This is a genomic window from Eikenella sp. HMSC071B05 (assembly GCF_001811325.1).
Lineage (GTDB): Bacteria > Pseudomonadota > Gammaproteobacteria > Burkholderiales > Neisseriaceae > Eikenella > Eikenella corrodens.
Genome location: NZ_KV804540.1, coordinates 66,843 through 89,319, shown reverse-complemented (window position 1 = coordinate 89,319; position 22,477 = coordinate 66,843). Strand labels below are relative to the sequence as shown.

The 22,477-nt window shown below is 54.0% G+C and carries 20 protein-coding genes and 1 tRNA gene; 14 read left to right on the top strand and 7 right to left on the bottom strand.

Annotation, left to right across the window (positions count from 1 at the left end):
* Window positions 1–120: MerR family DNA-binding transcriptional regulator (locus HMPREF2796_RS11035; RefSeq protein WP_141749145.1), on the bottom strand; the 120-nt coding region annotated here is incomplete at its 3' end.
* 286 nt (window positions 121–406) lie between these two features.
* Between HMPREF2796_RS11035 and HMPREF2796_RS02790 the strand changes: the two genes are divergently transcribed.
* Window positions 407–2,323 (top strand): O-linked N-acetylglucosamine transferase family protein, encoded by a 1,917-nt coding sequence (locus tag HMPREF2796_RS02790; RefSeq protein WP_070630809.1) that lies wholly within the window; start codon window positions 407–409, stop codon window positions 2,321–2,323.
* 228 nt (window positions 2,324–2,551) lie between these two features.
* Here the strand turns inward: HMPREF2796_RS02790 and cueR are convergent, their stop codons facing one another.
* Complete coding sequence (gene cueR / locus HMPREF2796_RS02785) at window positions 2,552–2,944, bottom strand: Cu(I)-responsive transcriptional regulator (protein ID WP_003742986.1); 393 nt, start codon at window positions 2,942–2,944, stop codon at window positions 2,552–2,554.
* A 147-nt stretch (window positions 2,945–3,091) separates the two neighbouring features.
* Here cueR and HMPREF2796_RS02780 point away from each other — a divergent pair, with 147 nt between their 5' ends.
* The 11 genes from HMPREF2796_RS02780 (at window position 3,092) to HMPREF2796_RS02730 (ending at window position 13,948) form a co-directional block, all read left to right on the top strand.
* On the top strand, window positions 3,092–3,301 hold the full coding sequence (locus tag HMPREF2796_RS02780; RefSeq protein WP_070630807.1) for a heavy-metal-associated domain-containing protein: 210 nt from the start codon (window positions 3,092–3,094) through the stop codon (window positions 3,299–3,301).
* Window positions 3,302–3,400: 99 nt separating this feature from the next.
* Window positions 3,401–5,566: a heavy metal translocating P-type ATPase gene (locus tag HMPREF2796_RS02775; protein ID WP_070630805.1), complete on the top strand. Its 2,166-nt coding sequence runs from the start codon at window positions 3,401–3,403 to the stop codon at window positions 5,564–5,566.
* A gap of 72 nt (window positions 5,567–5,638) precedes the next feature.
* Entirely contained in the window at window positions 5,639–5,998 is a 360-nt protein-coding gene (locus HMPREF2796_RS02770; protein ID WP_070630803.1) for a hypothetical protein, read from the top strand.
* A 237-nt stretch (window positions 5,999–6,235) separates the two neighbouring features.
* Window positions 6,236–6,904, top strand: coding sequence for a hypothetical protein (locus HMPREF2796_RS02765; protein ID WP_070630801.1), 669 nt, complete (start codon window positions 6,236–6,238; stop codon window positions 6,902–6,904).
* Between the two features lie 187 nt (window positions 6,905–7,091).
* Window positions 7,092–8,030, top strand: coding sequence for an energy transducer TonB (locus HMPREF2796_RS02760; RefSeq protein ID WP_070630799.1), 939 nt, complete (start codon window positions 7,092–7,094; stop codon window positions 8,028–8,030).
* Window positions 8,031–8,084: 54 nt separating this feature from the next.
* Complete coding sequence (locus tag HMPREF2796_RS02755) at window positions 8,085–8,741, top strand: MotA/TolQ/ExbB proton channel family protein (RefSeq protein ID WP_070630797.1); 657 nt, start codon at window positions 8,085–8,087, stop codon at window positions 8,739–8,741.
* A gap of 4 nt (window positions 8,742–8,745) precedes the next feature.
* Complete coding sequence (locus HMPREF2796_RS02750) at window positions 8,746–9,192, top strand: ExbD/TolR family protein (protein WP_064087450.1); 447 nt, start codon at window positions 8,746–8,748, stop codon at window positions 9,190–9,192.
* 192 nt (window positions 9,193–9,384) lie between these two features.
* The gene (gene ileS / locus HMPREF2796_RS02745; protein ID WP_070630795.1) at window positions 9,385–12,168 is read left to right on the top strand and encodes an isoleucine--tRNA ligase; all 2,784 of its coding nucleotides are present in this window, start codon (window positions 9,385–9,387) and stop codon (window positions 12,166–12,168) included.
* 112 nt (window positions 12,169–12,280) lie between these two features.
* Complete coding sequence (locus HMPREF2796_RS02740; protein ID WP_070630794.1) at window positions 12,281–13,057, top strand: hypothetical protein; 777 nt, start codon at window positions 12,281–12,283, stop codon at window positions 13,055–13,057.
* Between the two features lie 11 nt (window positions 13,058–13,068).
* Window positions 13,069–13,749, top strand: a complete 681-nt coding sequence (locus tag HMPREF2796_RS02735; RefSeq protein ID WP_246826816.1) for a hypothetical protein — start codon at window positions 13,069–13,071, stop codon at window positions 13,747–13,749.
* A 123-nt stretch (window positions 13,750–13,872) separates the two neighbouring features.
* A tRNA-Lys gene (locus tag HMPREF2796_RS02730) sits at window positions 13,873–13,948 on the top strand.
* Window positions 13,949–14,042: 94 nt separating this feature from the next.
* On the opposite strand, the gene HMPREF2796_RS02725 is transcribed toward HMPREF2796_RS02730, so the two are convergent.
* The 3 genes from HMPREF2796_RS02725 to dapF are packed head-to-tail and all read right to left on the bottom strand — an operon-like array spanning window position 14,043 to window position 16,185.
* Entirely contained in the window at window positions 14,043–14,687 is a 645-nt protein-coding gene (locus HMPREF2796_RS02725; RefSeq protein ID WP_070630791.1) for a hypothetical protein, read from the bottom strand.
* Window positions 14,687–15,337 (bottom strand): DUF484 family protein, encoded by a 651-nt coding sequence (locus HMPREF2796_RS02720; protein ID WP_070630789.1) that lies wholly within the window; start codon window positions 15,335–15,337, stop codon window positions 14,687–14,689. The genes HMPREF2796_RS02725 and HMPREF2796_RS02720 overlap by 1 nt, the downstream gene beginning before the upstream one ends.
* Window positions 15,337–16,185 carry a diaminopimelate epimerase gene (gene dapF, locus HMPREF2796_RS02715; protein ID WP_070630787.1) on the bottom strand — a complete coding sequence of 283 codons (849 nt, stop codon included), beginning with the start codon at window positions 16,183–16,185 and terminating at the stop codon, window positions 15,337–15,339. The genes HMPREF2796_RS02720 and dapF overlap by 1 nt, the downstream gene beginning before the upstream one ends.
* A 361-nt stretch (window positions 16,186–16,546) precedes the next feature.
* On the opposite strand from dapF, the gene lgt reads away from it, so the two are divergent.
* Both lgt and HMPREF2796_RS02705 read left to right on the top strand, forming a co-directional pair.
* Window positions 16,547–17,422 (top strand): prolipoprotein diacylglyceryl transferase, encoded by an 876-nt coding sequence (lgt, locus tag HMPREF2796_RS02710; RefSeq protein ID WP_070631021.1) that lies wholly within the window; start codon window positions 16,547–16,549, stop codon window positions 17,420–17,422.
* Window positions 17,423–17,500: 78 nt separating this feature from the next.
* Entirely contained in the window at window positions 17,501–18,046 is a 546-nt protein-coding gene (locus tag HMPREF2796_RS02705) for a DUF1697 domain-containing protein (protein WP_070630785.1), read from the top strand.
* A 166-nt stretch (window positions 18,047–18,212) separates the two neighbouring features.
* Here the strand turns inward: HMPREF2796_RS02705 and HMPREF2796_RS02700 are convergent, their stop codons facing one another.
* The gene (locus HMPREF2796_RS02700) at window positions 18,213–21,224 is read right to left on the bottom strand and encodes a YadA-like family protein (RefSeq protein WP_070630783.1); all 3,012 of its coding nucleotides are present in this window, start codon (window positions 21,222–21,224) and stop codon (window positions 18,213–18,215) included.
* A gap of 438 nt (window positions 21,225–21,662) precedes the next feature.
* Window positions 21,663–22,439, bottom strand: a complete 777-nt coding sequence (locus HMPREF2796_RS02695; RefSeq protein WP_070630781.1) for a 1-acyl-sn-glycerol-3-phosphate acyltransferase — start codon at window positions 22,437–22,439, stop codon at window positions 21,663–21,665.
* Window positions 22,440–22,477: the final 38 nt, after the last annotated feature.

The window sequence follows — 22,477 nt, the reverse complement described above, 5'->3', positions numbered from 1 at the left end:
GTAGCCCGCTTCGCTGCGCGCGGCCGGGGCGAGCAGGCCGTGCTTTTCGTAGTCGCGGATTTGCTTGGCGGAAAGGCCGCTTTCGGCGGCGGCCTGATCAAGGAACACCTGCTCCGTCATAGAAGGAGTAAAATAAGTCACTTGGAATTTTTCAGGTAGCCTAACATAGGCTGGATCATGACCCAATAAAATACTGAGTCATTTTCGATGTTGCCGTTTACCGGACTAACCTATCCTTGCTCTTTTTTCTTACCCATTTTTCAGGTTAATGATAAATTGGGTTGTATCGAAAATAATAGGCATCTATCCCTTAATGTGTGGAATAATTTATCAGATGTAGTTATTAGTTTTAAAACTGACTATAACAACATATTTCATACTTTTTAAAACGAATTTTGGAGCGATAATGTTTTCATTTTTCAAGCGAGGTAGAAAGACTACCCAATCTGCCGAAACTAAACCAACAGCTAATCTTGAGGCTCAAGCCGACGCCCTGATTACCCAAGGTAACCAATTAGAAGATATGGGTAGAATACAGGAGGCCTTGGATTTGTATAATCAGTCTTTGACACTAATTCCCAACTATTGGCGTGCCTATATGAACCAAGCAATAGCCTATGACGCATTGGATAGCACAGAACAGGCTATTGAATTATATAGGAAAGCATATAATGCTAATCCGAATGTGTATGCTACATGCTATAACTTAGGGAGAGCTTTGGATAACACCCAAGGAACCGACGGGCAAACCGAAGCGCAGCAACTGATTCAGGATGCAATCAAACTCAAACCTGATGCTGCCGATGCATGGTTTATCTTGGCAAATATACAGGAGCAACGCGGACAAACCAAAGAAGCATTGAACAGTATATCCCATGTAATTAAGTTGCAACCGGAGAATTACGCCGCAAAAATTACTCAAGCACGTTACTTGACTAAACTTGACCGCACCCCAGAAGCTTTGGATATCCTAAATGCTATCGTTGAAGAGAATAACCCAGACTTCAAATACGATGCAATAATGAACATTACAAGTATTCTGCATAAACAGGGTAAGACTGACCAAACTCTACCACTACTGGAAAAATTGTGCCTATCCAAGGAAATAAAACATATCAGAACAGCATTGATGCTTCAGCTTTATGTAGATCAGGAAGATAATCGTTTGGAAAAACTAGCATTTGATAATTTAAAACAAGTATTACCATCAGATCCTTACTATAACAACATTTCAGAAAATAAAAAAATCCATATTGGTTTTATTTCACCTGACTTATATGGACATGCCATTTCTTATTTTGTTGAACCATTATTTACATATTTAGACAAAAATCGCTTTGAAATTTTTGTTTACTATACTGGAGGGGAAACTGATTACGTTACACAAAAATTGAAATCGCTGACATCAAATTGGCATCACTTGTATGGTCGCAGCCATGCAAAAATTGCCAATCAAATCCGTAATGACAAAATACAGATTTTAGTAGACTTAACTGGACACAGCAGCAACGGATGTGAAGAAATATTGGCGAAAAAACCTGCTCCATATATCGTTACATGGTTGGGCTATTTAGCATCAACTGGCATGGAATCAGTGAATTACCGTTTGACTGATATTTATGCCGACCCAATCGGCCTGACTGAAGAACTACATACAGAAAAACTGATTCGTCTTCCGGTAGCACAGTGGTGCTATCAGATTCAGGAACATACTCGAAAAATCCCTGTAGAAATGCCATACCGAGACAATGGTTATATTACATTTGGATCTTTTAACCAGGTAGCAAAATTAAGTGAACGGTGTCTGGAGTTATGGGCACGATTATTACAGGCTGTCCCCGATGCAAATTTGCGTGTAGCTGCAATATCAAATAAGGAAGCAAAAGATCGGATACTTCAGATTATGACAGAAAACAATGTGGATAAATCCAGAATTGAATTTCAAGGCATGGAAAATGCCGATACATATTTCCAGTCCTATAATTTTGTAGATATTGCTCTGGATTCTTATCCGTATACGGGCGGTACGACTACATGTGATGCATTGGCAATGGGGGTGCCCGTTCTAACGTTAGCAGGTAAGCGGTCGGTTAGCCGTAGTGCGGCAAGTCTACTTCATACACTTGGTCATCCTGAGTGGGTGGCAGAAAATGATAATGACTTTATCGAAAATGCATTAGCCTTGGTCGAGCGGGTGAAATCGTCTGACTATAACAAAAATGGGTTGCGCGGAGAGTTCACATCATCTGTATTGACAGACGGACGGAAATTTGCCGAGCACTTTGGCGAGGCGATGCAAACCATTATTGAAGGGAAAATCTAAACTATAAAAATAAACCATATTGTTTGCATCTCAAATTAGAGAAAATGGATCTGTAAAATCTCCAACAAAATATCTCTTTCAAACTGGCATATGGTTTACCGATATTATAAAACGCGCGAAGTAGCGTGTACCACAGATACCCAAGCAATGTGTGCATATATTCCGCCACTAACAAAACAGGCTACCTGAAACTTTTCAGGTAGCCTGTTTCTATTCTGCCAACGCCGCCTAACGCTCCTCCAGCCCGGCCAAAATCGCGCAGTCCGGGCAATCGTCTCCCGCGCAGGCGTCGTGCCAGCGTTGCAGCTCGGCCACCATGCCCTGCAGGCGTTCGATTTTGGCTTCCAGCTCGGCGATGTGCCGCGCGGTGAGCGTTTTCACTTCGCGGCTGGTGCGCTGCGGGTTGTGTTGCAGGCTCAAAAGCTGCCCGATCTGCGGCAGCGAAAAGCCCACTTCCCGCGCATGGCGGATAAAGCGCAGCCGGGCAAGGTCGGCCTGTCCGTAGCGGCGGTAGCCCGCTTCGCTGCGCGCGGCCGGGGCGATTAGGCCGTGCTTTTCGTAGTCGCGGATTTGTTTGGCGGAAAGGCCGCTCTCGGCCGCGGCCTGGCTGATGTTCATCATGATGCTTGACCTTTACTTCGGGTGAAGCTTTATAGTGGCGGCACTTAGCGGGAAAGCAAGAGCAGACCCATCATTTCAGGCTACCTGAAAGTTTTGGCTGCAACGGGCTTTAAAACCTCAGCCTCATTCCAACAGAAAGGAAACCCTATGCAAACCATCACATTAAACATCGAAGGCATGACCTGCGGCGGCTGCGTGAAAAGCGTTACCAGCATCCTCAAAGGCGTAAACGGCGTGGACAAGGCCGAAGTGAGCCTGGAAAACAAGAACGCCGTCGTGGAATTCGACCCCGCTCAAACCAACCCCGCCGCGCTGATAGAAGCGGTGGAAGACGGCGGCTTTGATGCGGCTTTGTAAACCGAATCGCAACAAATCGACTGCAACACCCCAAAGGCTACCTGAAAACCCTGCTCCGCTTTTTTCAGGTAGCCCAACCACATTCAGAAGGAAGAAACCATGCAACAAAAAGTCCGTTTCCAAATCGAAGGCATGACCTGTCAGGCCTGTGCTTCGCGCATTGAAAAAGTGTTGAACAAAAAAGATTTTGTCGAATCGGCTGGGGTGAACTTCGCCAGCGAAGAGGCGCAGGTGGTGTTTGACGATAGCCAAACCTCCGCCGCCGACATCGCCAAAATCATCGAGAAAACCGGTTACGGCGCAAAAGAAAAGACGGAAGACGCGCTGCCACAGCCCGAAGAAACAACGCATGTAAGCTGGCAGCTGTGGCTTTTGCTGGCAATCAATATTCCGTTCCTCATTGGCATGGCGGGGATGATGATCGGCAGACACGATTGGATGATTCCGCCGTTGTGGCAGTTCGCATTGGCGAGTGTGGTGCAGCTTTGGCTGGCAATCCCGTTTTACAAAAGCGCGTGGGCGAGTATTAAAGGCGGGCTGGCGAATATGGACGTACTCGTTACCATCGGCACGGTGTCGATTTATCTGTATTCCGTCTATATGCTGTTTTTCAGCCCGCACGCGGCGCACGGCATGGCGCATGTGTATTTTGAAGCGGGCGTGATGGTGATTGGTTTTGTGTCGCTGGGCAAATTTTTGGAACACCGTACCAAAAAATCCAGCCTGAACAGCTTGGGTCTGCTGCTGAAACTCACGCCGACTCAAGTCAACGTACAGCGCGATGGCGAATGGAAACAACTGCCCATCGACCAAGTGCAAATCGGCGACCTAATCCGCGCCAACCACGGCGAACGCATCGCTGCCGACGGCATTATCGAAAGCGGCAGCGGCTGGGCGGACGAGAGCCACCTCACCGGTGAATCCAATCCCGAAGAGAAAAAGGCGGGCGGCAAAGTGTTGGCGGGCGCGCTGATGACCGAAGGCAGCGTGGCGTACCGCGCTACGCAGCTCGGCAGCCAAACCCTGCTCGGCGACATGATGAACGCGCTGTCCGAAGCGCAAGGCAGCAAAGCACCGATTGCGCGTGTGGCGGACAAGGCGGCGGCGGTATTCGTGCCTGCCGTCGTGGGCATCGCACTTCTGACTTTTATCGCCACTTGGCTGGTGAAAGACGATTGGACGATCGCGCTGATGCACGCCGTTGCCGTTTTGGTGATTGCCTGCCCGTGCGCACTCGGTCTGGCGACGCCCGCCGCGATTATGGTCGGCATGGGCAAAGCGGTGAAACACGGCATTTGGTTTAAAGACGCGGCGGCGATGGAAGAAGCCGCCCACGTCGATGCCGTCGTGTTGGACAAAACCGGCACGCTGACCGAAGGCAGGCCGCAGGTTGCCGCCGTTTATTGCGTTCCCGACAGCGGCTTTGACGAAGACGCTTTGTACCGCATCGCCGCCGCCGTCGAACAAAACGCCGCCCACCCGCTCGCCCGCGCCATCGTCTCCGCTGCCCAAGCACGCGGTTTGGAGATTCCCGCCGCACAAAACGCGCAAACCGTTGTCGGCGCAGGCATTACCGCCGAAGTCGAAGGCGTGGGTTTGGTGAAAGCGGGCAAACTTGATTTTGCCGAATTAAGGCTACCTGAAAACCTTTCAGACGACGTCTGGCGCATCGCAAGCATCGTCGCCGTTTCCGCCAACGGCAAACCCATCGGCGCATTCGCACTCGCCGATGCGTTGAAAGCCGATACCGCCGAAGCCATAGGCCGTCTGAAAAAACACGGCATCGACGTTTACATCATGAGCGGCGACAACCAAGGCACGGTCGAATATGTCGCCAAACAACTGGGCATCGCACACGCCTTCGGCAACATGAGTCCGCGCGACAAAGCCGCCGAAGTGCAAAAACTCAAAGCCGCCGGCAAAACCGTGGCGATGGTCGGCGACGGCATCAACGACGCGCCCGCACTCGCCGCCGCCAACGTCAGCTTCGCCATGAAAGGCGGCGCGGACGTTGCCGAACACACCGCGTCCGCCACGCTGATGCAGCATTCGGTCAACCAGCTCGCCGACGCCCTGCTGGTGTCGCAGGCGACGTTGAAAAACATCAAGCAAAACCTGTTTTTTGCCTTCTTCTACAACATATTAGGCATCCCGCTCGCCGCACTCGGCTTCTTAAACCCCGTCATCGCAGGCGCGGCAATGGCGGCAAGTTCGGTTTCGGTGTTGAGTAATGCGTTGAGGTTGAAACGGGTGAAGATTGAGTAATATGGGAAAGGTCGTCTGAAACGCATACGCCCAATTTCATTTTTCAGGTAGCCTCAAACTAGGAATCAACCGATGAAAAGTTATACACTCGATATTCCCCACTTTGAATACCCTGAATCATTTCAAAAAATTGTCGAACTGAATTTAGTCGATTTCGATATTTGGCATCTGCTCGATAGCGATTGTGCCGCCGAGCTATACCAAGGCATGCAAACCCGTTACCCTAACAGGAAATTGATTCCCTTCGCCAAACGCAGCGATTGCGATGACACTGCCTGCTTCGAAATCGGCAAAGGCGGCACAGTCCAGCTTATCCACGACTTCGCCGGCCCCGGCTGGGAACAGCGTCAAGAATTCCCCGATTGCTGGGCATGGCTCGCCCAAGCGGTAAACGACATGATCGAATACAACCGGGAAGGTGGCATCTGGTAGACATCAAACCGGCTGATGGGCAAACATCCATTTTCAGGTAGCCTGCCTTGAAAACCGCCGCATAAGCCAGCAAAATAACATCCCGCTCGGATACCGAATATGGTGCGGTGCAAGTCAGCAACCGCCGCATCCGCTACCGCTTCAATAGTGAGCAGTTTGTTCGTTTGAATTGAAACCGCCAACCACGCCACCCAACACTTTTCAGGTAGCCCTAAAGGCTACCTGAAACCGACCGCCATGCTCCGCCACGCCCTCATCGCCCTGCAAACCCTCTTCGCCACCCCGCTGCATGCCCGCCATGCCGCCAAAACCGATGCCGCCCTCGCTGCCGCCCTGCAACACAACGGCAGCCAACCAGCCGGCCTCTTCGCCGAGCAGCTAGAAGGCTACCTGAAAACCGCCGAATCCTGGGCCTGCCGTTTCAGCCAAACCCGCGCTGCAGGCCTGATTATCCACAGCAGCGCCGACGGCCGCGTGCGCAGCCTCACCCCGCCGCACAGCCACACCAGCCTGCTCCAAGCCCGCAGCCCAAGCGGCCACACCAGCGTGCAAGCCCTGCCCGGCCACATCGAACGCCTGCACACCCTCCGCCTCAGCGGCTACGGCCACGCCTACCTCCTGTTCACCGAGCACACCGATGGCGACCACACCGAAAAATCCCTCGTCCTCCTCCACTTCGCCGCCGAGCAGCTCCAAGCCCTGCCCATCATCCAAACCGCCCCCGCCGCCGAACCCACCCACCGCCTCAACATCGCCTACAGCGGCCAACACGCCAACAACTATTTCTTCTATGAGCCCGGCAGCCACACCATCAGCCAGCCGCAAATCAGCAGCCATACCCACACCCCCACCAACCGCCGCCTCAAATACCGCTTCAACGGCCAATTGTTCGTACCGCACAGTTAAACCAACAATAAGGCTACCTGAAAACCATTCCGTATTTTCAGGTAGCCTTAAATCTAGCAGTTAAATCGCCCACCCTCTCACATCACTCCGGCCAAACATTCTTTCTCCTGAAGCACCTGCCACTTTCAATAAGTAAATAAAAACTACTTGCAAACAAAAATAGTTCGCACTAATATGCCGCCCTATCATGCAAAACGAAAACCGTCTTTTATCCCCGATTGCGCTCTTATTCGTGATCGCTGCCCATGCCCTGCTGTATTGGCTGCTGATCTCGATTAAACCGCCGGAACTGCCGCCCGAACCGCCCGGGCTGAGCTTTGTTGATCTCGGCGAGATTGGCGGCGGCGGGGGCGGCGGCGGTACGGGTGGCGACACCATATCCGAAGACGAGCCGCCCGCCGGGCCACCGGAGCAAACCCCGCCCGAAGCGCCCAAACCTGAGCAGCCCAAGCCGCAGCCGGCCAAGCCCGTGCCGGAACAGCGCGCGCAAATCAAACCGGTGGAACGGCAAGACAAACCCGCCGATATCGTTCAGCCCAAACCTGCCGAGCCCAAACCGCAGCCTCAAGCGCAACCCCGCCCCGAACCCCAGCCGCAGGCGCAGCCTGAGCGGCCGATTGCCCCTGCCAACCAGGGCGCAGGCCATAGCGCCAACGCAGGCGGTGGCGGGAAAGGTACGCCTTCCGCCGGAGAAGGTGGTGGCAGTGGTGGTGGCAAAGGCACCGGTGTCGGCTCCGGCGAAGGCAGCGGACGCGGCTCCGGTTCCGGCTCCGGCGAAGGCGGCGGCCACGGCAGCGGGCGTGGTACGGGTAATGGTTCCGGTACCGGCCAAGGAGGTGGCGGCGACAGCGCGCCCACCCACCTTGGCAGCTACCTGAATAACCCGAAACCGCCCTATCCGAAGCAACTGGAAGAAGAAGGCATCAGCGGCACGGTAAAACTGCGCGTGATGGTGGAAGCCAACGGCAAGCCTTCCAGCGTGGAAATCGTTTCCGCCTCCCATCCGCTGTTCGGCAGATCGGCAGCTGACACCGTACGCCAGAGCTATACCTTCGTTCCGGCCAAACGCAACGGCCAGCCTGTGCGCCAAAGCTATACTTTTACCCTACGCTTTAAAGCTCCTTAAAAGCCCAAACTAAACCGATTAGCTAATCTCAATTATCTTAATACTAGGAAGATCATGAATCTAGGACACGTTTTCGCCCAAGGCGACATTGTATTGATTACCGTATTTCTGCTGCTGTTGCTGATGAGCGTCCTCACTTGGTGGATCATCATCATGCGCAGCATCCGCCTGCACCAAGTACGCCACGCCAATCGGGGCACGATTGAGTCTGTAGCCACCGTAGCCTCGCTCGATGATATGCTGCGCCTGGCCAAAGCCCATCCTTCCCCGCTGGCCGACCTCACCGAATCTGCCATTCAGGCCGCGCACCAATACCGCGCCAACCCCGCCAGCCAGCTCACCAGCATTCCCTTGGGCGACTATCTGGTGCAACACATCCGCCATAAAATGGACATTGCCAAACGCGGCCTCAACGGCGGGCTCACCATTCTCGCCTCCGTGGGCGCTACCGCTCCGTTTATTGGTCTGTTCGGCACGGTGTGGGGCATTTACCACGCGCTGGAAAACATCAGCCTACAAGGCCAGGTAAATATCGCCACCGTGGCCGGCCCCATCGGCGAAGCACTGGTGGCCACCGCCGTCGGCCTGTTTGCCGCCATCCCCGCCGTGCTGGCCTACAACTTTATCGTGTTCGGCAATAAGCAAGTGGTGCAGGATATGGATGCCTACGCCTACGATTTGCACGTTAAGATTATGAATAATAAGGAGTAACAGCATGGCCTTCGGTTCGATGAATGGCGGCGACGATTCGCCCATGGCCGACATCAACGTTACCCCGCTGGTAGACGTGATGCTCGTGCTGCTGATTGTATTCATGATCACCATGCCGGTGATGACCCACTCCATCCCGTTGGAACTGCCCACCGCCTCGGCCAAGCAAGTGGCGGAAAACGCGGCCCAGCCAAAAGACCCACTGCGCATTTCCATTTCTGCCAGTAACGACTATTACTTAGCTGAAGGTAAGCAGCTTTCTTTGCAAACGCTGGAGAGCCAACTACAACAAATCGCCAAGGAAAATCCTGACCAGGTTATTGCTATCGCAGTAGATAAAAATGCTCAGTTCGACTCTGTGGAAAAAGTACTGAGCGCCGTGCGTGATGCCGGCCTGAGCAAAGTTGGCTTCGTTACCGAAGAAAAAGAGCGCACCCAACCACAGCAATAAACCGCTACCTAGGCCAATAAAAAGGCTACCTGAAACTTTAGCCACGCAGAAACTCCGCTGCGTGGCTTTTTCAGGTAGCCTTTTGTGCCAAATCCTTATAAAATCGGCAACTTGTTTTTTACTTATTCCGGCACGGCAGGCAAGCTGCACACGCCCGCCGCACGGCCGTAATCAAACCATTCCGAGACCAACATGACCGACTATGCCAAAACCGTAAACCTCTACGAATCCCCCTTCCCCATGCGCGGCAATCTGGCCAAGCGCGAGCCGGCGTGGGTGAAGCAGTGGCAGGACGAAAAACGTTATCAGAAGCTGCGCAAAATTGCCGCCGGCCGCCCCAAATTCATCCTGCACGACGGCCCGCCCTATGCCAACGGCGACATCCACATCGGTCATGCGGTCAATAAAATCCTGAAAGACATCATCATCCGCAGCAAAACGCTGGCGGGCTTCGACGCGCCCTATGTGCCGGGCTGGGACTGCCACGGCCTGCCGATTGAAGTGATGGTGGAAAAACTGCACGGCAAGGAAATGCCGCCCAGCAAGTTCCGCGAGCTCTGCCGCCAATATGCTGGCGAGCAGATTCTGCGTCAGAAAAAAGACTTTATCCGCTTGGGCGTGATTGGCGATTGGGAAGACCCCTATCTGACCATGGACTACCAAACCGAAGCCGACACGGTGCGTACGCTGGGCGAGATTTATAAAGCAGGCTACCTGTATCGCGGCGCCAAGCCCGTGCAGTTCTGCTTGGACTGCGGCTCGTCGCTGGCCGAGGCCGAAGTGGAATACAAAGACAAAGTATCGCCCGCGATTGATGTGGCGTATCGCTTTAAAGACACCGCCGCGCTGACCAAAGCTTTCAGGCTACCTGAAATTTCCGGCGAAGCCTTTGCCGTGATTTGGACCACCACCCCGTGGACCCTGCCCGCCAGCCAAGCCATTTCTGCCGGCGCAGACATCGTGTATCAACTCATCGACACCCCGCGCGGCAAACTGGTGCTGGCCAAAGATTTGGCCGAAGCCGCACTGGAGCGCCACGGCTTTTCAGGTAGCCCCGTTCTCGCCGAATGCACCGGCGCGGATTTGGAAAACCTGCACGCCGAACATCCCTTTATCGAACGCGATATCCCCGTTTTAAACGGCGACCACGTCACCACCGAAGCCGGTACCGGCCTCGTGCACACCGCCCCCGCGCATGGTTTGGAAGACTATTTCGTCTGCAACAAATACGGCATCGAGCTCATCAACCCTGTGAATGCGCAAGGCCGCTATGCCGCCGACACCCCGCGCTTGGCAGGCATGACCGTGTGGGAAGCCAACCAGCCGATTATCGACTGGCTGCAAGAAAACAACCGCCTGCTCGCCCACAGCAAAATCGAACACAGCTACGCCCACTGCTGGCGGCACAAAACCCCGCTGATTTACCGTGCCACCGGCCAATGGTTTATCGGCATGGACAAAGCCGGCACAGACGGCAAAACCCTGCGCGACAAAGCCCTCAAAGCCGTGGACGACACCGAATTCTTCCCCGCCTGGGGACGCGCGCGGCTGGAAGCCATGATTGAAGGCCGCCCCGATTGGGTGGTGAGCCGCCAGCGTTTCTGGGGCACGCCGATGACCTTCTTCGCCCACAAAGAAACCGGCGAGCTGCACCCCGATTCCGCCGCACTGTTGGAAAAAGTCGCCCTGCTCATCGAGAAAAAAGGCATCAACGCCTGGTTTGAGCTGGATAAAGCCGAGCTGCTGTCGCCCGAAGACTGCGAACAATACGACAAACTGCCCGACACCATGGACGTGTGGTTCGATTCAGGCAGCACCCACTTCTCCGTGCTGAAACAACGCCCCGAGCTCGCCTGGCCGGCCGATTTGTATTTGGAAGGCAGCGACCAGCACCGCGGCTGGTTCCAATCCTCCATGCTCACCGGCTGCGCCACCCTCGGCCGCGCGCCCTACAAACAGCTTCTGACACACGGCTTCGTGGTCGACCAGAACGGGCGCAAAATGTCCAAATCCATCGGCAACGTGGTTGCCCCGCAGGAGGTGTATAACGAATTTGGCGCCGACATCCTGCGCCTGTGGGCGGCCGCCACCGACTACAGCGGCGAATTGGCGATTTCCAAAGAAATCCTCAAACGCGTAACCGAAAGCTACCGCCGCATCCGCAACACACTGAGCTTCCTGTTTGCCAACCTCAAAGACTTTAACCCGATTGAAGACGCCGTGCCGCAGGCCGACATGGTGGAAATCGACCGCTACGCCCTCGTGCTGGCGCGCCAGTTGCAGGAAAAAGTTTCAGGTAGCCACTACCCGCGCTACGCCTTCCACTTCGCCGTGCAGGACATCGTACAGTTCTGCTCCGAAGACCTCGGCGCGTTCTATCTGGATATTCTGAAAGACCGCCTCTACACCACCAAAAAAGACGGCCACGCCCGCCGCAGCGCGCAAACCGCGCTCTACCACATCACCCGCAGCCTTGTACTCCTGATGTCGCCCATCCTCTGCTTCACCGCCGAAGAAGCATGGGACATCATCGGCGGCGGCGAAGAAGACAGCGTGCTTTATCACACCATGCACGACTTCCCGCCCATCCCAGCCGCCGGCGAAGCCGCGCTCGTGGAAAAATGGACACACATCCGCGAAGCCCGCGCTGTCGTTACCGCCGCCATCGAGCCGCTGCGTGCCGACAAAACCGTTGGCTCGTCCTTGCAGGCCGAAGTCGTCCTCACCACGCCCGAACCGCAATACGGCTACCTGAAAGCGCTCGGCAGCGAACTGCGCTTCGCCATGCTCGTGTCTAAAATCGAGCTGCAAAAAGGCGACGAACTCACCGCCGAAGTCCGCCCCAGCACCGAAGCCAAATGCGAACGCTGCTGGCACTATGTGGACAGCGTCGGCAGCGTTGCCGCCCACCCCACCCTGTGTGCCCGCTGCGCTGAGAATGTGGACGGCAAAGGCGAAGAGCGTGATTACGCCTAAGCCGGTTGAGGCTACCTGAAAGCGTCAGCTTCAATGAAGTTAAAACATCCGCAGCAATAAGGTGGGCATTCGTTGCCCACCTTATCTTTAATACAATACGAAAAGTAAGTTTATGGCTGATATTTTAAAAATCATGAATGAGTTAGGAGTAAGCCTACTAATTCGCAATATTATCTATATTATGTTACTAGCAGGGTTATTGTATAAGCCCTTAAAATCATTTTGGTATGACATTAGTAGAAGCAGACTTAACAAGCTAAAAGAAGCCTATGATTTTACTGGTCATGATGATAATACCAGAAAATTTCTTGAAACCTCACTATCTGAGGAGTATTTTAAATTAACAACAGGATTATCTCTTGGTTTTGGATATCAGGAGAAACTAATGGATCTATACCTAAAAGATAATGCACCTGTTGCATTTCATCACTATAAAAGAGTAGCTGAGTACTTAAAGTTTAATAGCGATAAAACCATTCAACCAATTAAGATTCCAAAACTCTTTCAAATTATCGGATATTTCCAGGAAATATTAGGATTTTATTTATTAGGAAGTAGTGCGCTTATTTTTATCAACCTATCTAATATTATCAAGGATAATTCAAATAAATTAGGTTCTAATGAAATACTGTTAGTTACTGGTATTTTAGTATTATTATGGGCAATCCTACTCATTGGATTTTTCTTTATTCTAAAGCCATATATTATCTATAAATCGTCTGTCTATGTTAATCGACAAATGGGTTACACCAACTTCACTTGTTTCTATCATAGAGTATTAACAGAGAAAGTATTCGATTTTCTAGGCAGGAAAGCTTTGTTTTATATTCCTATTCCCTTATTCGCATTTTTACTGATCTACTTTTTCAGGTATCCCGGAAATACATAAGGATCAAACACTTGACCAGCCACCCCTATTTAGACCTGCAGCAAGGTAATGTGGAAAACTATTGCATGATGGTACCCAAAGCAGAAGTGCCGCAGTGGTACGAGCAAGGCTGGCTGCCGCATTACGCCGTCGGCCTGTCGCGCCGAGAGGCCAACCGCGCCTATATGGTTTACGGCTTCATGCGCTTCAAGCGCGATGTGCTGCTGTTTGGCCGCCCCGAATATTTGGCAGCCAAATCCCCCGTCGGGCGCAAAATTGTTGGCTTCAGCACCCACCTGGGCACTTACGGCATGGGCGGCCCCGGCTTTTTCGGCCTGCTGCTGGACACAGATGAATACTTGGTTTACACCGCATGGCACGCGGGATACAGCACTTTGCTGGACAACCGCGCAGTAAAAATTTACCCATACGGCAACACCGAAGCACGCGGTTGGGTTGGCAGCTTAGATGGAAACAAATGGGACGAACTCTCGCCCCTGCTCATCGGCTGCAAAATCACCGACTGCACCCTCACCGAGCACCGCTGCACCCTGCAGCTGCAAAAAGACGGCCAAACCCATTTGCTGGAATTCGTACGCCAAGACGAACGTATTCCACCCAATCCCAACAAAGAACCCCGCCTGGCATATGAAGACGGGGAAATCGCCGACTATTTGATGTATCAGCATAAAAACGCTTGGCTGGTGGTGTAGGCAGGCCTGTCTATGCGGCAAAAGGCTACCTGAAAATCAGTTTTCAGATAGCCTTTCCTCTTTCACCATGCCAACCATACTTGACAGTCTATTAAAGCATTTTTACAATACACAACATCACATGGGTCGTTAGCTCAGTTGGTAGAGCAGCGGACTCTTAATCCGTAGGTCGAGCGTTCGATCCGCTCACGACCCACCAAAATAAAACCAGCCTAAGCAATCACTTAGGCTGGTTTTTTGTTTTTCGCATAGCGCTTCAAATTAAATCACTTTGGCAAAATCTTGCCCTATCCCTACCCATAAAACAGCATCCACAGCGCGCGCAGCAGGGCAATCAGCAGGATTTTTTCGCTCGCCAACAAACAGGCTACCTGAAAAAGCAAACTAATCAGCAATACACCCTGAAGCTGCAAAGGACTGAACAGCAGCACGTCGTCGCGGCTCAAATAACGCCGGTGCAGCCACATCAGCAGCATCAGCATCGCCTGCCCGGCTATCCACAGCAGCGGTTTGAGCAGATACAGCGACATCAGGCCGGTGAGCAGCGGCACCGACATCCCATGCGGATACTGCCAGCCCGCCAGCAAGAGCAAAAACAAAAACGTTATGTGCTGCACCGCGCCGGCCACGGCGAAATAAGCTAGAAACACCCCGCCGCCGTCCAGCCGCCAGCCCATCTGCCGCGCGTCGTAACGCCAACCGTTGGCAAACAGAAACAGGCTGCCCAACGCAAAATAGCCATACACCGGATAAAGGTTGGCCACATGGGTAATCCCCAGCACGCCGGGCATAATCCGCGCGCTGAGGATACCGAAGCCCAGCCACAGCATCACGCTGCCCCACAGCCAGGAAAACTGCTGCCGCTGGAATGCTAAAGTCAGAAACACGGCGATATACACCGATAGCGCCCATAAAGTCGGGCTTTGCCAAGCCATCATTACCACCCGCCGGCTCTGGCCAGCGCCGCCGACGTGCAGGCAGCCAGCTCGTGCATCCAATCCAGCGGCAAATCGGGCGTAAAGCGCGTTTCATCTGCATCGCCCGCCACCATCGCCGCTATGGTTTGCCCGTTCACGCGCAAAGGCAGCAGCAGGAAGCTCTCCAGCCCCCTGCCCTCTTGCGGCAGCGCCTTCATCAGAGCCGGCGCGATGCGGTTGCCGCACAGCGGTTCTTTCAGGGCAGACAAGGCAGCATGGGCGGCATGGTTTTCAGGTAGCCTGTAGCTGCCGGAAACCGCGCCTTTTTTCGGCGGCTCGGCCAACAGCCACACCCGGCCGGACGGCAGCGCAAAATCTTCCTGCCAGCCTGCTTCCGCCGCACGCAACACCTGCAACAGCGTATTGGCCGCCAGCAATCGGCGCACGAAGCCGAGCATCCGACCCAGCGTTTGGTGGTTGCTGTCGGCATCCTGCATGATTTGCGCCAGCTGCCCGGCCATTTTGGCCGCCTTTTTCTGTTGTGCCAGCCATTGCGCCTGTGCAAACGACTGCACCCGCCCTTCTGCCGGACGCACGCCCAAATCGGCGGCATGGTTCAACAGAAATTCCGGGTGATCCTGCAAATAAGCCAATATTTTCTTTTCATTCATCAGTAAGTTACCGTTCCTTCAAACACCGTGGCCGCCGGCCCTGCCATCAACACATGGTTATCCGCCGCCCACTCAATCTGCAAATCACCACCCGGCAGGCTCACGCACACTGCGCCTTCCCGCGCCAGCAATCCGGCCCGCATGCCGGCCACCGCCGCCGCACACGCGCCCGTGCCGCAGGCCTGGGTTTCGCCCGTTCCACGCTCAAATACGCGCAGTCGGATATGGTGCGCATCCAGCACCTGCATAAAGCCCACGTTCACCCGCTCGGGAAACTGCGGATGCCGCTCCAGGCGCGCGCCCCACTCGGCCACCGGCGCACGGTGCACCTCATCCACCGCCAGCACGGCGTGCGGATTGCCCATATTCACACAGGAAAAACGCGCGCTTGCGCCATCCAAACCAATCTCGTGCCACAAGGCATCGGCAGCCTCGCCCGGCGCGGGCGCAAACGGAATATCCGCTGCCGCCAAACGCGGCTCGCCCATATCCACCGTAACCAGGCCGTTTTCCTGCAAATTCAACACAATCAGCCCTTTGGCCGTAGCCACCTTGATGCGGCGGTTCCGGCTCAGGCCTTTTTCGTGCACAAAACGGGCAAAACAGCGCGCGCCGTTGCCGCACTGCTCCACCTCGCTGCCGTCTGCATTGAAAATACGGTAGCCGAACTCGGCTTCGGGCAGCGGCGGCGCTTCCACCAACAACAGCTGGTCGAAACCGATGCCACGGTGGCGGTCTGCCCATTCGGCAATCGGCGCAGCCGTCGGATCAAAATACTGGCTGATGCCGTCGATAACCATAAAATCGTTGCCCAAACCGTGCATTTTGGTGAATTTCAATACAGCCATCACGGCCTCCGCCGATGCTTCCAAAGCGGGCTATCATACCCAATCCACGCCGCAAGTTAAAGCTGCGTTTCAACTTTCAGGTAGCCTTCCCGGCACAGGCTACCTGAAAATCAACATAGCCATGCCATACGGCAAGATGCTTCCGTTTCCAGCAGACCTCTTAAGCTTGATAAGCCCAATCGCCTTTTTCAGGTAGCCTCCCCCTCCACCCAGGCTACCTGAAACCCCTCCTTCCCAACAAAACCGCAACACAACCCGGCAAAATCCAACCCAAACCGGGTTTTCTTTACGCCTCTGCCCGTTATCGGCCGATAGCCAGATGCGCTATAATGCGCCCTTTTGTTTCAGCCGCATTTTCCCTATGTTGATCCATCCCGCTTTCAATCCCGTTATGCTCAAGCTCGGCCCGCTCGCCATCCGCTGGTATGCCGTCAGCTACCTCGTCGGCTTCGCCCTGTTTATGTGGCTCGGGCGGCGGCGCATCCGCCAAGGCAACAGCGTGTTCACCACGCAAACCCTAGACGACTTCCTCACCTGGGGCATCATCGGCGTGATTGTGGGTGGGCGGCTTGGCTATGTGCTGTTTTACCAGCACGCCTACTATTTCGCCAATCCGTTAGAAATTTTCAAAGTATGGCAGGGCGGCATGTCGTTTCACGGCGGCTTCCTCGGCGTGGTAATCGCCGGCCTCCTGTTTGCCTACAAACATAAAATCAACCCGCTCAAGCTGGCCGACTCCATCGCACCGCTCACGCCATTAGGCTTTGCTGCCGTGCGCCTGGGCGGCAACTTTGTGAACGGCGAGCTCTGGGGGCGCGTCACCCGGCCGGATGCCTTCTGGGCCATGGGCTTTTCCCAAGCACATAGCGAAGACTTAAAACTAGCAACCGAGCAGCCGCAGCTGTGGGGTGCGATTTTCCAGCAATACGGCATGCTGCCGCGCCATCCCTCCCAGCTCTACCAATTTGCCCTGGAAGGCATTTTGCTGTTTGTGCTGCTGTGGTGGTTTTCCAAAAAACCACGCCCCACCGGCCAGGTAGTGAGCCTGTTCCTGCTCGGCTACGGCACCGCCCGCTTTATCGCCGAATTCGCCCGCGAGCCCGACGAATTCCTCGGCCTGCTCTATTTAAACTTCTCCATGGGTCAGTGGCTCAGCCTCCCCATGATCGCCTGCGGCCTGATCGGCTTCCTCTACTTTGGTCGGCGTAAGGCTAAACCGGCAGAGGGAGATGTTTGATATCATAGCTTTGAGAACAAAAAGGCTACCTGAAAAATGGTTTTCAGGTAGCCTTATATTAATCAAAAGGAAATAAAAATGCGCTATGTGCTTTTACTGCGAGGCATCAATGTCGGCAAGAACAATAAGGTTGTGATGGCTGATTTAAAGAAAAGTTTAGCCGAAATGGGTTTTGAGCATCCCGTTTCCTATATCAACAGCGGCAATCTTTTCTTCAACAGCCCAGCGCCGGAACAGGAAATCAAAGAACTGCTAACTGCCCATTTCAACAACACCTACGACTTTCCTCTGCCTTTTGCCCTAATCCGCGCCGATATTCTGCAACAAGAAGCAGACAAACTGCCGGACTGGTGGCGAGACGAAACCGCCTATCGGCGCGATGCTCTCTTTTATCTGCCGGAAGCAGACCGAGAGCAAATCAAAGCCGAAACACTTTCGTGGGTAGATGAGAAAGAGCATTTGCATTTTGGCGAAACTGCCTTCTTCTACAGCAATCACAACCAAGCCGACTATCTGCGCTCAAACTACCATAAAAAACTGATAGGCTCTGCCTTCTATAAAAGCCTGACAATACGCAACGGCAGAACCTTTCAGAAAATTATCGAACTGGCGAATCAAGCATAAAGCAGCCATATTGGCTGGCGTAGCTGGCGGCCAAGTGTGCATTCCATATATGCAGCCTTCTAGCCTTACATCCCATTCAGGCTACCTGAAAAATAAAAAAGCCGCCTGCACTTTGAACATTAAAGTGCAGGCAGCTTTTTTGAGCCTCAGCGAACTGTCTATGGTATTACCACTGATACAGCGCGCCAGCGCCAACGCCGGTACGGCCTTGGGAGTTGACGGAGAACGAGCCTTTCATAATCCAGTTACCGCCATCGCTGATAGACGATACGCCCACAGCGATAGCAGATTGGCCGCCATAATAACCAGTGCCTACGCCGATACCGGACGCACCGGCGCGGGTTACCTGCGGAATGGAGCTTTGGGCAATACCGCCGGCGATACCGGCATTGCTGTTGTCCTCCAGCTTATCGATACGCTGGTTCAAGTTATTAACGTGGTTGTTCACCTGCTGAATCAGTTGTTGGCCGGCAGCGTTGCTGCCGGCAGCCACGGCCGCCTGAAGCTGACGTACGTTCACAGCATCGGTAGGATTGTTGCCATCGGCTAGATTACTAATCTGCTTGTTGCCTGCGTCAATACCGTTGTTGGTCACGCTCGGGCCGTTATTGATGGTCAGACCGCTGTTGTTTACGGTGGTATTGCCGGTTTTCAGGCTGCCTGCATTGCCCAAATCCACGTTTTGCGCAAGTTTAATCCGCAATGTGTTGCTGCCATTATCGGCCACTACGCCGATGTTGTTGTCGGTGAGCGTGCCGGTGGCGCCGCCTTTTATGTTGAGCGTGGTGCCGAGCTTGCGCTCAACGGTGGTGCCGCTGTCGCCGTCAAACTTGAGCGGATTGAAGGCTTGGGCGGCGGTTTGGTTGATGGCGTTGTTCACGTTGGTTACTGTGTTGCCATTTACCGTCATCGGCGTGTTGTTCAGCGTGTTGCCACCGGCGGTCACGCTGGTAAACGTCGGGTTGGCAACGGTTTTGACGGTGTAAATGGTTTGACCATTACCGCCTGGAGAATGGGTTACCTGAATATTGTCGCCCGCCACCACTTCGGTTTTTGCCGCTTGAATGTTGGTGGAAAGTTGGTTGGTTATGCGTTTCACATCGCCGATATTGGCGGCGTTGCTGTCGATGTTGCCGCCGCTGGCCACGTTGGTAATCTGCTTGTTGCCTGCGTCAATGCCAGTGTTGGTCACGCTCGGGCCGCCGGTAATGGTCAGGCCGCTGTTGTTCACGGTGGTGTTGCCGGTTTTCAGGCTGCCTGCATTGCCCAAGTCCACGTTTTGCGCGAGTTTGAGGCGCAATGTGTTGCTGGCCTTGTCGGCCACCACACCGATGTTGTTGTCGGTGAGCGTACCGGTGGCGCCGCCTTTCACGTTGAGCGTGGTGCCGAGCTTGCGCTCAACGGTGGTGCCGCTGTCGCCGTCGAATTTGAGCGGATTGGCGGCTTGGGCGGCAACGTGATAAAGCTGGCTGCCGTTGATGGCATCGGTGGACGTGGCAGAAATTTCACCTGGGGCAACATGTTTGATTTGGCGTTCATAACCTGCCGTACCGATGGAAACCTGCGAACCATCCGTAATATTGGTGGCACCGGCAAAACCGCTGTAGGTCACACCGTTCACGGTAGCGCTAGTTACTGGGGTTGCGATGGTGCTTGTGCGCGAACCTGCGCCGATGGCTACGGCTTTGTCTTTGTCGGCTTCCGCACCCACGCCGAATGCAGATGCGCCTACTTTTGTGGCCTGCGCCCCCGGGCCGAAAGCAGTGGAAAGTGCGCCTGTGGCTTGGGCTTTCACACCCACGGCAATCGCAGCCTCAGCCGCTTCTGTGCTTTGATAACCGGTGCTCATTGACGTGCCGGTCAGCCGTAGATAATCCGCGTCCACTTGGGCTTTGGCTAAATCCCAATCATCGCTGCCGATCGCGATGGAAGAATTGCCCCTGGCGCGGGTGTTGTTACCGATAGAAGTGGATTGCCCGCCCAATGCCTGAGCATCCGGGCCGATGGCCACTGCTTGGGTAAACCCTGTTGCCTGGGCCGTCCAGCCGATGGCCACAGACTGTCTGCCGGTGGCTTTGGCAATATTGGTGGCCGTTTCGTTCGAGCCAATCACAACAGATTTCTCACCCGATGCCTCTGCTTTGTTACCAATGGCAATCGCATACAATTTTGAAGCCTGTGCCGTGTCACCTACTGCCACAGTACCGATAGATTTCGCACCAGCATTCCAGCCCATGGCGATTGATTGTGCGTGTGTCGCTTCTGCACCCGCGCCGACAGCGATGGAATACGTACCCCCTGCCTGTGCCGACTGCGCAGCGCTGCGGCCGCCGCCAACAGCAATCGAGTTTGCACCGGCAGCTTGGGAGAAGCGGCCTACTGCCACTGAGCTTTCAGTGGCCGCATTGCTGCTGTTGCCCAAAGCCAAAGCACCAATGTTTTTAGCAGAAGCCGCTGTGCCGATGGCAACCGACTGTGATGTTACAGCAGAACTTTTATAGCCGATGGCCACCACTTGGTTCACACCGGACACGCCCTGATTGGCATCCGTACCGATGGCAATAACGTGCTGACCGCTAATTTTCTGCGCAGCGCCGGTACCGATACCAATCACATTATTGGCCAACACCGCATCTTTTACCGCACCCTCGCCCACGGCAATATTACGCCCTGTGCTGTTGGCGTTTTCACCCGCAGCTTTACCGATGGCGATATCCGCCTCACCCAGCGCACTAGCACGCTCGCCAATGGCAACCGTTTGATTATGGTGTGCTTTGCTGTTTGAACCAATTGCCAAACCGGAGGTGCTGGAAGCTGAAGCACTCGAACCCAAAGCTACATTGCTCTCACCGGCAGCCGTAGCAGACATACCAATCGCAACAGATTTACCGGGCTTGCTGTCTACAACATCGGCAGCCGTAGTAGTGGTATCACCGCAGACCACGTTTTTACTGTTGTCGTCGTAATAACAAAATTTATAGTCTGTCCCAGATGGCAATGCATTGCCGCCGGAAGTGGTCGTGCCGGTGTTTGGTGCGCCCCAAGCGGGGGAAACCGCCAGCAGCACCAAAGTGGCGGCAGCTCGTGTGGTGTTTTTGCCTTGTGATTTAGCAAGCTCGGAAACGGCCGCCCAAGTGCCGCTCACGGCGTTGTAAACAGTCTTGTAGGTTTTGTTCATTGTGGTATTCCTTATCTGTTGCTGGTTTCGCGGATTGTTGCAAAACCAAAAAACCAAATGCCTTGTTTCACTGCGCACTCTATAAAATCTACACAGCTAGGTTGATACATGGCAAGAAACCGCGCATTATACTCAATACAATCAATATGGTGAATGTAAAAAACTATTCGCCATATAGGCAGAGGCTACCTGAAAACTTGCCATCTATTTTTTAGCATGAAGGCTCTACCACCAACACAGCAAGCTACAAACAGACAAAAATCCGCTACTGACGGGCTTCAAGCTGAAATACTTGCCAAGGTGGGATTGAGTATAAAACAGCGCATCTGGTACACAAACAGATCATTCACAAAAAAACAACAGCCTCCCAGTTATTAATAGAGGCTACCTGAAACTTTTCAGGTAGCCTTTTTTCATTCTTGTAACAGTAAGCAGCAATCAGCCCTTATCCTCTCCGTTCACAATCTCACCAACAAAAGCTTCCGCCTTATCTTTGAGCAAAAAGCGTGCGGAAGCATCAGCGGCTTCCTCTGCATTTAGAGTCAGCGGCTCGGAGCAATCGGCGCGGACGATGATTTCGGGCATGGATACGATGCGCCACAGCGCGGTGAGGAGGCTGGTATTGCCGGCATAGGCGGGGGCGGTGCTACGACGGCCGGCGCGGTCGCAATAGCGCAGAGCTACAGCCACTACAGGCAGGCCGCTGTCCAGCGCGGATTGGAACAGCGCGGCTTTAAACGGCAGCAACGCCATCCCGTCTGAGGCTTTGGATTCAGGGAAGAACGACACGCTGTGCCCCGCACTCATCGAGCGCACAATGGCTTCGTTTACCGGTGCCACGTCATTACGGCTGTTGCGGTTGATGAACACCGCACCGGTGCGCGCCACCACCGCACCCAACACCGGCCAGGAACGGATTTCGCGCTTGGCGATAAACACCGTGGGGTACATGGCCATCAGAATCATCGGATCGAGCCAGGACACATGGTTCGCCGCCCCGAGAAACACGGGCGGGAACGGCGGGTTGCTCGGATTGGCTTCGATTCGGATATGCAACACTTTCAACATACTGCGCGCCAAATCCTGCATCACGTCTTTGCTATGCTGGTTGTATTCACGCAGTCGGAACAGGCGGTAGCCAGCGCGGAAGAACCAAAATAGCAGGTGCAAAATACGGAACAGGCGGGTAAAGATTGAAGTGGATTGCGTGCTCATTTGTGTTGGTTTAATTATTAGATTGAGAAGGCTGCCTG

Bases quoted from the DNA above. Each gene is read 5' to 3' on its own strand.
- HMPREF2796_RS02790 (WP_070630809.1), top strand. From the start codon at position 407: ATGTTTTCATTTTTCAAGCGAGGTAGAAAGACTACCCAATCTGCCGAA.
- cueR (WP_003742986.1), bottom strand. From the start codon at position 2,944: ATGATGAACATCAGCCAGGCCGCGGCCGAGAGCGGCCTTTCCGCCAAA.
- HMPREF2796_RS02780 (WP_070630807.1), top strand. From the start codon at position 3,092: ATGCAAACCATCACATTAAACATCGAAGGCATGACCTGCGGCGGCTGC.
- HMPREF2796_RS02775 (WP_070630805.1), top strand. From the start codon at position 3,401: ATGCAACAAAAAGTCCGTTTCCAAATCGAAGGCATGACCTGTCAGGCC.
- HMPREF2796_RS02770 (WP_070630803.1), top strand. From the start codon at position 5,639: ATGAAAAGTTATACACTCGATATTCCCCACTTTGAATACCCTGAATCA.
- HMPREF2796_RS02765 (WP_070630801.1), top strand. From the start codon at position 6,236: ATGCTCCGCCACGCCCTCATCGCCCTGCAAACCCTCTTCGCCACCCCG.
- HMPREF2796_RS02760 (WP_070630799.1), top strand. From the start codon at position 7,092: ATGCAAAACGAAAACCGTCTTTTATCCCCGATTGCGCTCTTATTCGTG.
- HMPREF2796_RS02755 (WP_070630797.1), top strand. From the start codon at position 8,085: ATGAATCTAGGACACGTTTTCGCCCAAGGCGACATTGTATTGATTACC.
- HMPREF2796_RS02750 (WP_064087450.1), top strand. From the start codon at position 8,746: ATGGCCTTCGGTTCGATGAATGGCGGCGACGATTCGCCCATGGCCGAC.
- ileS (WP_070630795.1), top strand. From the start codon at position 9,385: ATGACCGACTATGCCAAAACCGTAAACCTCTACGAATCCCCCTTCCCC.
- HMPREF2796_RS02740 (WP_070630794.1), top strand. From the start codon at position 12,281: ATGGCTGATATTTTAAAAATCATGAATGAGTTAGGAGTAAGCCTACTA.
- HMPREF2796_RS02725 (WP_070630791.1), bottom strand. From the start codon at position 14,687: ATGATGGCTTGGCAAAGCCCGACTTTATGGGCGCTATCGGTGTATATC.
- HMPREF2796_RS02720 (WP_070630789.1), bottom strand. From the start codon at position 15,337: ATGAATGAAAAGAAAATATTGGCTTATTTGCAGGATCACCCGGAATTT.
- dapF (WP_070630787.1), bottom strand. From the start codon at position 16,185: ATGGCTGTATTGAAATTCACCAAAATGCACGGTTTGGGCAACGATTTT.
- lgt (WP_070631021.1), top strand. From the start codon at position 16,547: ATGTTGATCCATCCCGCTTTCAATCCCGTTATGCTCAAGCTCGGCCCG.
- HMPREF2796_RS02705 (WP_070630785.1), top strand. From the start codon at position 17,501: ATGCGCTATGTGCTTTTACTGCGAGGCATCAATGTCGGCAAGAACAAT.
- HMPREF2796_RS02700 (WP_070630783.1), bottom strand. From the start codon at position 21,224: ATGAACAAAACCTACAAGACTGTTTACAACGCCGTGAGCGGCACTTGG.
- HMPREF2796_RS02695 (WP_070630781.1), bottom strand. From the start codon at position 22,439: ATGAGCACGCAATCCACTTCAATCTTTACCCGCCTGTTCCGTATTTTG.